General features: G+C 63.5%; 9 protein-coding genes. All 9 read left to right on the top strand.

The features are described 5' to 3' along the window. The coding region (locus ACT8X9_RS06930; RefSeq protein ID WP_444268525.1) for a UDP-galactopyranose/dTDP-fucopyranose mutase family protein at positions 1-717 on the top strand (717 nt) is incomplete at its 5' end. A gap of 152 nt (positions 718-869) precedes the next feature. Then, the gene (gene rplI, locus ACT8X9_RS06925) at positions 870-1,325 is read left to right on the top strand and encodes a 50S ribosomal protein L9 (RefSeq protein ID WP_227621438.1); all 456 of its coding nucleotides are present in this window, start codon (positions 870-872) and stop codon (positions 1,323-1,325) included. Positions 1,326-1,408: 83 nt separating this feature from the next. Next, positions 1,409-2,806 (top strand): replicative DNA helicase, encoded by a 1,398-nt coding sequence (gene dnaB / locus ACT8X9_RS06920; RefSeq protein WP_015564739.1) that lies wholly within the window; start codon positions 1,409-1,411, stop codon positions 2,804-2,806. Next, the gene (gene tilS, locus ACT8X9_RS06915; RefSeq protein ID WP_444268524.1) at positions 2,806-4,281 is read left to right on the top strand and encodes a tRNA lysidine(34) synthetase TilS; all 1,476 of its coding nucleotides are present in this window, start codon (positions 2,806-2,808) and stop codon (positions 4,279-4,281) included. Before dnaB ends, tilS begins: the two co-directional genes overlap by 1 nt. Continuing rightward, the gene (gene hpt / locus ACT8X9_RS06910) at positions 4,268-4,816 is read left to right on the top strand and encodes a hypoxanthine phosphoribosyltransferase (RefSeq protein WP_444268523.1); all 549 of its coding nucleotides are present in this window, start codon (positions 4,268-4,270) and stop codon (positions 4,814-4,816) included. Before tilS ends, hpt begins: the two co-directional genes overlap by 14 nt. A 94-nt stretch (positions 4,817-4,910) precedes the next feature. Then, positions 4,911-6,983 (top strand): ATP-dependent zinc metalloprotease FtsH, encoded by a 2,073-nt coding sequence (gene ftsH / locus ACT8X9_RS06905; RefSeq protein ID WP_444268526.1) that lies wholly within the window; start codon positions 4,911-4,913, stop codon positions 6,981-6,983. Between the two features lie 21 nt (positions 6,984-7,004). Next, the gene (locus ACT8X9_RS06900) at positions 7,005-8,090 is read left to right on the top strand and encodes a hypothetical protein (protein ID WP_444268522.1); all 1,086 of its coding nucleotides are present in this window, start codon (positions 7,005-7,007) and stop codon (positions 8,088-8,090) included. Positions 8,091-8,295: 205 nt separating this feature from the next. After that, complete coding sequence (locus ACT8X9_RS06895) at positions 8,296-9,102, top strand: hypothetical protein (RefSeq protein ID WP_444268521.1); 807 nt, start codon at positions 8,296-8,298, stop codon at positions 9,100-9,102. A 423-nt stretch (positions 9,103-9,525) separates the two neighbouring features. Then, positions 9,526-10,503 carry a Na/Pi cotransporter family protein gene (locus tag ACT8X9_RS06890; protein ID WP_444268520.1) on the top strand — a complete coding sequence of 326 codons (978 nt, stop codon included), beginning with the start codon at positions 9,526-9,528 and terminating at the stop codon, positions 10,501-10,503. The last annotated feature ends 155 nt before the right edge of the window (positions 10,504-10,658 follow it).

The following is a 10,658-nucleotide window of genomic DNA, read 5'->3' as shown; positions in this document are numbered from 1 at the left end:
CCGAAGAACCTCGAAGAGCAGGCCATCAGCCTCGTGGGCACCGACATCTACGAAAAGCTCATCAAGGGCTACACCGGCAAGCAGTGGGGCCGCCCCTGCACCGAGCTGCCCGCCTTTATCATCAAGCGTCTGCCCGTCCGCTTCACCTACGACGACAACTACTTCAACGCCCTGTATCAGGGCATCCCCAACGGCGGCTACACCGCCATGGTGGAAAAGATGCTGGACGGTGTGGAGGTGCGTCTGGGCGTGGATTATCTGGCCGGGAAGGCAGAGCTGGACAAGCTGGCCGACAAGGTGGTCTACACCGGCCCGGTGGATGCCTACTTCGGCTACCGGCTGGGTGCGCTGCAGTACCGCAGCGTCCGCTTCGAGACCGAGACGCTGGACACCGACAACTATCAGGGCAACGCCGTCGTGAACTACACCGACGCCGAGACCCCCTACACCCGCATCATCGAGCACAAGCACTTTGAGTTCGGCACCCAGCCCAAGACCGTCATCAGCCGGGAGTACAGCGCCGAGTGGAAGCCCGGCGACGAGCCGTATTACCCGGTGAACGATGATAAAAATGGTGCTTTGTACGCTGAGTATAAGAAGCTGGCCGATGCCGAGCCGGGCGTCCTCTTCGGCGGACGTCTGGGCGAGTATAAGTACTACGATATGGATAAGGTCATCGAGGTGGCCTTGGATGTTGTGGGCAAAGAGCTGGCATAACGGCTTTTCCGGAGAGCGCTGGCCCGGCAGGACCTCTCAGTCGCTGACGGAGAGGTTTCGTTCCTGAGCGTTGACGGAACAGCCCGATTGCTGTATACTAACCATAGAAATCTTCGCCGGGCATATCCCGGCGGGAAGTGAGGGATACTATCATGAAAGTGATTCTGAAGCAGGACGTCAAGGGCATCGGCAAGAAGGACGAGATCCACGAGGTCTCCGACGGCTACGCCCGCAACTTTCTGTTCCCGCGCAAGCTGGCCGCTGTGGCCGACGCCAGCGCGGTGAATATCGCCCGGGGCAAGGAGGCCGCAGCAGACTTCCACGAGGCAGAGAATGTGGCCGCTGCACAGGCTGTGGCCGCAAAGCTCGAGGGCAAGACGGTGGTCATCAAGGCCAAGGGCGGCGCATCCGGCCGTCTGCACGGCAAAGTCACCGGCAAGGAAGTGGCTGAGGCTCTGGCCCAGCTGGCCGGTTCGCCCATCGACAAGAAGAAGATCGAGCTGGAGACCAAGGACATCAAGGACGCGGGCGTTTTCAACGGCAAGGTCCGCCTTTATGTCGGTGTCACCGCTTCCTTTAAAGTTCAGGTCGAAGTGGAGCAGGCCTGATCCAGCCGTTCTCTGCGCCCCCTCTCGGCAGGGGGCGCTTTTTGGCTTTACGGACACGATAACGATTCAGAAGGATAACAGCCATGCCGAACGAACGACATTACAACGAACTCAACCTCGAGAGCGTGGGCATCAACCTGCCCTATAACATGCAGGCAGAGCAGAGCGTGCTGGGCGCAGTGCTGCTCAAGCCGGAGACTCTGACCGATCTGGTGGAGATCATCCGGCCCGAGATGTTCTATACCCGCCAGAATGCGCAGATCTACTCCGAGATGCTGCGGCTCTTTACCAGCGACCAGACCATCGACTTCGTGACCCTGCTGGACGCCGTCATTTCAGACGGCGTCTTCCCCAGCGCCGACGAGGCGAAGGTCTACCTGACCGGTCTGGCCGAGACAGTGCCCAGCATCTCCAACGTCAAGGCCTACGCCCAGATCGTGCAGGAAAAGTATCTGGTGCGCCAGCTCATGGGGGTGGCGAAGGACATCTTACAGGACGCCGGGGACGAGCCGGACGCCGACCTCCTGCTGGAAAACGCCGAGCAGCGCATCTATGAGATACGCTCAGGCCGGGATTCCAGCGCATTGACGCCCCTTTCTTCCAGCATGGTGGAGACGCTGACCAATCTTCAGAAGATCAGCGGCCCCGACGCCGACAAGTACAAGGGCATCCCTACCGGCTTCCGCCTGCTGGATACCGTCCTCACCGGCCTTGGCCGCGGCGACCTCATCATCCTCGCCGCCCGCCCCGGTATGGGTAAGACCAGCTTTGCGCTGAACATCGCTACCCGCGTCGCCATGCAGCAGAAGGTGCCGGTGGCCATCTTCAGCCTCGAAATGACCAAGGAGCAGCTGACCAACCGCATCCTCTCGGCGGAGGCGGGCATCGACAGTCAGGCCTTCCGCACCGGTGCGCTCCGGGCTGAGGACTGGGAGTATCTGGCCCTCGCCACCGAAAAGCTCCACGACGCCCCTATTTATATGGATGACACCTCGGGCATCACCATCACCGAGATGAAGGCGAAGATCCGCCGGGTCAATCAGGACCCCGCCCGCCCCAACGTGGGCCTCATCGTCATCGACTACCTGCAGCTGATGACCAGCGGCCAGCGCAGCGAGAACCGCGTGCAGGAGATCAGCTCCATCACCCGAAACCTCAAGATCATGGCCAAAGAGATGAACGTCCCCATCATCGCCCTGAGTCAGCTGTCCCGTGCCGTGGAAAAGCAGGGCAACAACTCCAGCCACCGCCCCCAACTGTCCGACCTGCGTGACTCTGGCTCCATCGAGCAGGACGCCGACTGCGTCCTCTTCCTCTACCGCGACTCCTACTACGCCAGCCAGAACCCCGACGGCGCGGAGGTGGATGCGGATACCGCCGAGTGCATCGTGGCAAAGAACCGTCATGGCGAGACCAGCACGGTGCCGCTGGGCTGGGATGGCGCCCACACCCGGTTCATGGATGTGGACTTCAAGCGCTGATGACGTGCGAAGAAATTTTGCAGACGGTGCGAGGCTTCTGCGCCCGGGAGGGTCTGCTGGAGGGCAGGCGGCAGATCGCGCTGGCCGTCTCGGGCGGGGCGGACAGCATGGCACTGCTCTGCCTCATGCGCCCACTGGCCGAGGAAAACGGCATCACACTCACGGTCTGCCATGTCAACCACGGCCTGCGGGGGGAGACAGCCGACCGGGACGAGGCCTTCGTCCGGGAGGCCTGCGCCCGGCTGGGTCTGCCGCTGCGGGTCTTCCATGCCGCTGAGCTGGAAGCAGAGGTGGGCAGGCCGCAGGCCGGGGAGGACTGGGCGCGCCGTCTGCGGTACGCCTGCTTCGGGCGGCTGCTGGCAGAGGGGATAGACGCCGTCGCAACGGCCCATACTGGAAGTGATCAGGCCGAGACGCTGCTGTTCCGGCTGGCCCGGGGAACGGGCCTCCACGGTGCGGCGGGCATCCGGCCCAGCCGGCCGGGCTACCTGCGGCCCCTGCTCTGCCTGACCCGGGCCGACACCGAGGCCGTTTGCCGCGCCTGCGGGGAGATGTGGGTGACAGACGAGACCAACGAGGCCGACGACTACGCCCGCAACCGCCTGCGCCACGGCGCATTGCCTGCCCTTTGCGCAGCCAACTGCGCCGCCGAGCGCAATCTGGCCCGCTTCTGCGAGAAGGCCGCCCGGGCGGACGAATACTTCGCCCGGCAGGCGGAAAGCCTGCTGGCCTCGGCCCGGGTGACAGACCCGAAGTGCCTGCCCGGCGGGGCAAGGTGCGCCCTGCGCACCGGACAGCCGGTGTGGCGGCTGACAGCTCTGCGACAGGCGGACCCTCTCATCCTCGACACGGCCCTCCACCGCCTCGTGGAGCCGGTGCGGGACGCGGAGGAAAAGTATATCCGGCTGCTGGCGGCTCTCGTGGAGAGGGGCAGCGGCGCGGTGCAGCTCACCGACAACGTCCGCTTCTGTGGACGGGAAGGGCTGCTCTGGCGGGAGGAAAGCGACAACAACATCCGCCCGCAGGGGGAAAAAGCAGATGTTCCGGAGCGTGCAGTATCCCTGCCCGAGGGCGGCGATTACCCGCTGCCCGGGGGCGGAACGCTGCAGATTCGGGTGGTTTCGGCCTGTTTTGAAGAAAAAACACAGGTCGTTCATAAAAAAGACTTAAAAAATCAGGCGGATTATGCTAAAATAAACTTGATATGTCCTGCTCTGCGGCTGCGCTGCCGTCAGCCGGGCGACCGTTTCCGCCCGGCTGGGCGGGGAACAGACCGGGAGCTGCGCAAATGGATGAACGAGGCGGGCATCCCGCCCCGGGAACGGGACACCCTGCCGCTGCTGGCGGCAGGAAAGCAGGTGCTGTGGGTCTGCGGCGAGGGTTTTGCCGATGGGCTTGCCCCCGAGCCGGACACAGAGCGGCTGCTGCAAGTGAAACTGGAAAATTGGGAGGAATCGAATCATGACCATGCATGATGATATTATGAAGGTCCTCGTCTCGGAAGAGGAACTGAAAGCAAAGGTAGCAGAGCTGGGCGCTCAGATCGGCAGGGACTACGAGGGCAAGAACCTCGTCCTCGTCTCCATCCTCAAGGGGTCGGTGGTCTTTATGGCCGACCTGATGCGGGCTGTGACCATCCCGTGCAACATCGACTTTATGGTGGTGTCCAGCTACGGCGGCGGCAACACCACCAGCACCGGCCTCGTCAAGATCATCAAAGATCTGGACGGCGACCTGTCCGGCAAGGATGTGCTCATCGTAGAGGACATCCTCGACACCGGCATCACCCTGTCCAACCTTGTGCCCATGCTCAAGATGCGCAACCCGAACTCGGTGAAGATCTGCACCATCCTCGACAAGCCCAGCCGCCGCAAGGCGGACATTGCCCCGGACTACGAGGGCTTCGCTGTGCCGGACGAGTTCGTGGTGGGCTATGGCCTCGACTACGATGAAAAGTACCGCAACCTGCCTTACATCGGCGTGCTCAAGCCCCGCGTCTACGAAAAGTAAGAAATAAAACCAGAACTGGAGTTGATTCCTTTTGCAACCTAAAAGACCTCGTATCAATCCGCTCATCCTTGCACTGGCGCTGGCCGCTGTGCTGATGGTCTGGTCGGTGATGGGCAGCGGCTCGGGCAGCACCAGCGGCTCGACCATGAGCTACTCCACCGTCGTCCATTATTTTGAGCACAATCAGGTCACGGCCTTCACGCTGGACCGCAACACCAGCGTCATCACCCTGAACCTGAAGGAGGGCGACCTGCCCCTGCCGGACGTCTCCTCCACCCAGAGCACCACGCAGGCCACCGGCGGCCTGCTGAGCGGGATGTTCTCCACCTCGTCGGAGTCCGCCGGCGCGGTACAGGAGGACGACGGCACGGTCACCGTCCGCTATAAGCTGCCCTACGCCTACGTTTTCATCGAGAACGTGGAGAAATATATCGAGTCCTACGACGCGGCGAACCCCGACGCGCCCATGACCTACGACTACACCTCCCTCAAGGAGACCATCCCATGGATGGAGATCATCTTCTATCTGGGGATGCTGGGCTGCACTGGCTTCCTGCTCTTCTCCATGATGCGGGGCGGCGTCGGCGGTGGCGGCGGCATCATGAATGTCGGCAAGGCCAAGGTAAAGGACGAGCACGAGAACAAGAAGACGGCCACCTTTGCCGATGTGGCCGGTGAGGACGAAGAGAAGGAAGAGCTGAAAGAGGTCGTGGAGTTCCTGAAGAGTCCCGACAAGTTCAACTCTCTGGGGGCACGCATCCCCCATGGCGTGCTGCTCGTCGGCCCTCCGGGCACCGGCAAGACCCTGCTGGCTCGCGCCTGTGCCGGTGAGGCCGGCGTGCCCTTCTACTCCATCTCTGGCTCGGACTTCGTCGAGATGTACGTCGGCGTGGGCGCATCCCGCGTGCGCGACCTCTTCGACAAGGCAAAAAAGACGATGCCCTGCATCATCTTCATTGATGAGATCGACGCAGTGGGCCGTCAGCGCGGTGCCGGCCTCGGCGGCGGCCACGATGAACGTGAGCAGACGCTGAACCAGCTGCTGGTGGAGATGGATGGCTTCGAGGCCAACGACGGCGTCATCGTCATGGCTGCCACCAACCGCGCCGACATTCTGGACAAGGCTCTGCTCCGTCCGGGCCGCTTCGACCGTCAGGTCTACGTTGGCCTGCCCGACGTCAAAGGCCGTGAGGAGATCCTCAAGGTCCACACCAAGAACAAGCCCCTCGCCCCGGATGTCTCGCTGCGGGTCATCGCACAGCGCACCGCGGGCTTTGCAGGCGCTGACCTCGAGAACCTCGTCAACGAGGCCGCTCTGCTGGCTGCACGCCGCAGCCGCAAGGCCATCACGATGGAGGACATCGAGGAGGCATCCATGAAGGTCATGGCCGGCCCGGAGAAAAAGAGCCGGGTCGTCACCCCCGAGGAGAAAAAGCTCACTGCCTACCATGAGGCGGGCCATGCAGTGGCGGGCTTCTACTGCAAGCACCACCCCCGTGTGCATGAGATCACCATCATCCCCCGCGGTCAGGCAGGCGGCTACACCATGTATCTGCCCGAAAAGGACCGCAGCTACGTCACCAAGGGCGAGATGTTCGAGGATATTGTGTCCAGTCTGGGCGGCCGCGTGGCCGAGCAGCTCATCCTCGACGACATCTCCACCGGCGCGTCCAATGACCTGCAGCAGGCCACGAACATCGCCCGCCAGATGATCACCAAGTACGGCTTCTCTGAGCGCCTCGGCCCTGTGGTCTACGGCACCTCTCAGGAGGAGACCTTCCTTGGCCGCGATTTTGGTCAGGGCAAGGGCTACAGCGAGACCACCGCTGCCGAGATCGACAGCGAGATGCGGGACATCATCGACGAGGCCTACGAGACCTGCCGCCGCACCCTCACCGAGCACATCGACCAGCTCCATGCGCTGGCACAGGCTCTGATGGAGCGCGAGAAGCTGAACGAGAAGGAGTTCAACGCCGTGATGGCAGGCGAGACCCTGCCCCCGCGTGAGGACCCGGACGCAAAGCCCGCCGAGGCCGAGCCGACCGTCCAGCCTGTGGAGCAGGCTGAGGCCGCAGAACCTGCTGAGCCTGCCGAAGCTGCCGAGCCGGTGGACGCTGCCCCGCAGGCAGCCCCCGGGACGCCGGATGAGGGCGAAGCAGCCGAGTAAACCGAGAAAGGGGAGAGTCCTGTGGAGGAAAATTTTGAACCGGTCGCACGGACCCGGGCCAACTACTATACCCCGGGCAGCCCGGTGCAGTTCGTCTGCGTGGAGCTGCTCAAGGGCGAAGTCAGCGGCGAGCACGCGGTCTGTCTGACCTTTAAGAACATTTCCCGTGTGACTCTGACGGCGCTGGAGATCCATTTCAAGTGCAAGGGCGTGGATGGCGTCATCCTCTGCGAGGATGCCTTCGAGTACCGCGACCTCGCTGCCAAGCCGGGCGAGAGCTTCGGTATGGACGAAGCCGTCTTTGTCACCCAGAAGGCCATCACCAGCGTGGACGTTACATTGCAGAACGTCTACAGCGGCAAGAAGGTCGTCCACCTCGAGAGCATCAAGCGGGTGCGCCTGCCGGCCCCCCGCCGCCTGAGTCCCGAGATGCAGAAGGCCCTCGAGGCCCGAATGAACCGCACCGGCATGAAGTTCATGCCGCAGGTCTTTGAGAATGGCTGGTACTGCGCCTGCGGTGCCTTCCACCCGAAGGAGGAGGACACCGTCTACTGCTCCGAGTGCGGCAGCGACCGCATCCTGCTGCAAAACGCACTGAACACCCTGCTTCAGCCGGAAGAGCCGGTGCGTCAGCCCGCGCCGCAGCCTGCGGCCCAGCCGACGGCATCCGCCGCCCCTGCCGAAGAGCCGACCCGCATCATGGGTGCGGCGCAGGAGGAAGCTACCCGCATCATCCCGCCCCGTCCGGAGGTGCGCTCTGCGCCCAGCTTTGCGCCTGCGGCACCGGAGGCCACCCGAGTGATGTCCAGCGCCCCGGAGCAGGAGGCGACCCGCGTCCTGCCCCGTCAGCCTGAGCCGGTGCACCCGGCAGCCTTTGCGCCGGACGAGAGCGAGGAGAAGTACGGCACCCGTGTGATGCCTTCGGCCCACATCGCGCCGCCGTCCCGTGTACAGGCCCAGCCGCTGGATGAGGAGGACGACTACGAAGAGGAGGACGCCCGCGACAGCATCGCGGAGACGCTCATCCGCTGGGTGCCGCCCATCACCGCCATCGTGTGTGCAGGCATCGCCCTGTGGGGCTTCGTGTATTCCCAGTTCGTAATGTAGATCGCTGTACGGCGGAGGAGGCAGAAGCTTCCTCCGCCGTTGTTTTAGGGATAACCTCTCAGTCTCGCTTCGCTCGACAGCTCCCCTACCGAGGGGAGCCTCTGGCGAAGAGGAAAAGCTTTCCGGTATGCCAAGGCCTCCCCTCGGTAGGGGAGGTGGCACGCCGTAGGCGTGACGGAGAGGTTTAGCAAGGAGAAGTAAAGTTATGCCTGACGAAGCTTTGCAAGCCGCATTCGAGATCAAAGCGGCCTGCGACGACATCAGCCGGAAGCTGCTGCGCTGGCACTGGGAGCAGAAGCCCGGTGCCCACAGCGTGGACGCTCTGCTGAAGCATCTGGCCCAGCGCCAGAAGGAAAGCCCGGACTACTACGAGCGTCTGCCCGAGCTGAGCGGCCGCACCAGCTGGCAGCAGCTGGACACCACCCTCTGTATGCGCGTCCTGCTGGATCCGGAGAAGGACGCCGCCCGTCCATTGGACCTGTTGGGGGATACGCCCCGCCCGGCAGCGGCCCGCCGCGCCTGCAACGCGGTGCGGATGGCCCGCAACGAGGCCGCGCACGCCTCCGACAAGACCGCTGCCGCACAGGCGGCCCTCCGGTTCAACGAGGCCGTGGAGGAGCTGGAGGCGGGATATGAGGGCACGGCCCTGACCACCGGCGACCTTGAGAAATATTACCGGATGGCAGAGGACTTTCTGGCCCGCTGCGGCGCTTCGGAGACCATCGAGCCGCAGAAAAAGGCCGGGGACGAGCCGCCCCGCCGCCCGAAGTCTCAGACGCCGCGGGCTGATGCCCCTGCCCGGAAGCGCCAGAGCAGCGGAGGCCGCACGGCATCCCGGGGAACGTCCGGCCGCAGCCGGAAGACCTCCGGGAAGACAGGCCGCAGCCGCCCGGCCACGGTCCGCCGCAAAAAACGTCAGCGCACCCAGAGCCGTGCCCTCACGGTGGTGCTGCTGGCTGTCGTTCTGCTGGGCCTGCTGGTCCGGGCATGGACGATGGGACTGATGAAATAGCAGCCTTGCTGCGCGTGGGCCTCACCACTTGTAAACTTTCTGTAGGGTGCTTGACTTTTGCAGGAAAGCGCATATAATAAAGGTGATGAAAGTGGTAGCACACTAGGTATGCGCCGCACCAAAAGAAAAGACCCCCTCTCGGAGCTGCTATCTCCGAAAGGGGGTCCTTTTTTAGTGCTTGCGGCCCTTCAGCCATCCGTCAAGCCACTTGCAGATGTAGTAAGACGCTACATTTGCTGCGACGGACAGGATGAAAGTAGTAATACTAGGCATTTGCCACACCCCCTTCCCATAGGTAAACTGGGCGGGTCAGGCCGCAAATTTATTATAACATAGAACGATACAAAAAGATACAGCAAATGATTCCGCCCATCATACCGCTCTGCTCCCCCTCATACACTGAGGGACAAGGGGGGTGTGCGGATGGTGCAGGGGACGGAGATGCTTTTCGTGCTGTTCGGCGGGCTGGCGATGTTCCTCTACGGGATGGACCGGATGAGCCGTGCCTTGCAGCGGGCGGCAGGCGACGCCATGAAGCGGCTGCTGGCCCGGCTGACGGCCACACCGCTGCTGGGGGTGCTTACCGGGCTGGCCGTGACGGCGGTGCTCCAGAGCAGCTCGGCGGCGACGGTCATGGTCATTGGCTTCGTCAGCGCCGGACTGCTGGAGCTGCCCCGGGCCGTGGCCGTCATCTACGGCATCAACATCGGCACGACCATGACGGCCCAGCTCATCGCCTTTGACGCCCAGCAGCTGGTGTATCCGGTGCTGTTTGCGGGCTTCGTCATCGACTTCGCGGCCCGCAAGGCCCGCTGGCAGGCCGTGGGAGAGGCGGTATTCTCCTTCGGGCTGCTCTTCGAGGGCATCGGCATTCTGGGCCGGGCCTTGCAGCCCCTCGCGGGGCAGGAAGTTTTTCTTGGGTGGATGACCCGGGTGAAAGAGTCGCCGTTGCTGGGCATCCTGCTGGGGCTGGGCATGACGATGGTGGTACAGAGCAGCTCGGCCACCATCGCCCTCCTGCAGAATGTGGCCCGGCAGGCCGGGCCGGACGGCATCCACAGCGTGCTGGGCCTCGCCGGGGCGGTGCCCGTCCTGCTGGGGGACAACATCGGCACTACAGTCACAGCTCTGCTGGCCTGCATCGGGCAGGGCAGGGACGCCGCCCGGGCTGCGCTGGCTCACAGCTGCTTCAATCTCACCGGAAGCCTGCTGGCGGCGGCGCTGCTGCCCGGGTTCGTCCGGCTGGTGGAGCTGGTCTCCCCCAAAGGCCCGGAGCTGGAGATCATTTCCCGGCAGATCGCCAACGCCCACACACTCTTCAACATCTGCTGCGCCCTGCTCTGGCTGCCCCTCCTGCCGTGGATGGTGCGGCTGGTCTGGGCGCTGGTGCCGGAGGAGTAGCCCTCTCCGTCACGCCGCAGGCGTGACAGCTCTTTCGTAGCGGCATGCCCTCTCCGTCATTGCTTCGCAATGCCACCTCTCCCATAGGGAGAGGCACTGGCGTGCCGGTCAGGCCCACGCGGGACGAGCAAAGTTTGATTTTGTCGGAAACAGTA

It is taken from the genome of Faecalibacterium sp., from assembly GCF_052358865.1.
Taxonomy (GTDB): Bacteria; Bacillota; Clostridia; order Oscillospirales; family Ruminococcaceae; genus Faecalibacterium; species Faecalibacterium butyricigenerans.
This window is presented reverse-complemented; position numbering and strand designations above follow the sequence as displayed.

Coding starts and splice junctions, on each gene's coding strand:
- rplI (WP_227621438.1), top strand. CDS start 870: ATGAAAGTGATTCTGAAGCAGGACGTCAAGGGCATCGGCAAGAAGGAC.
- dnaB (WP_015564739.1), top strand. CDS start 1,409: ATGCCGAACGAACGACATTACAACGAACTCAACCTCGAGAGCGTGGGC.
- ftsH (WP_444268526.1), top strand. CDS start 4,911: ATGGTCTGGTCGGTGATGGGCAGCGGCTCGGGCAGCACCAGCGGCTCG.
- hpt (WP_444268523.1), top strand. CDS start 4,268: ATGACCATGCATGATGATATTATGAAGGTCCTCGTCTCGGAAGAGGAA.
- ACT8X9_RS06890 (WP_444268520.1), top strand. CDS start 9,526: ATGGTGCAGGGGACGGAGATGCTTTTCGTGCTGTTCGGCGGGCTGGCG.
- tilS (WP_444268524.1), top strand. CDS start 2,806: ATGACGTGCGAAGAAATTTTGCAGACGGTGCGAGGCTTCTGCGCCCGG.
- ACT8X9_RS06895 (WP_444268521.1), top strand. CDS start 8,296: ATGCCTGACGAAGCTTTGCAAGCCGCATTCGAGATCAAAGCGGCCTGC.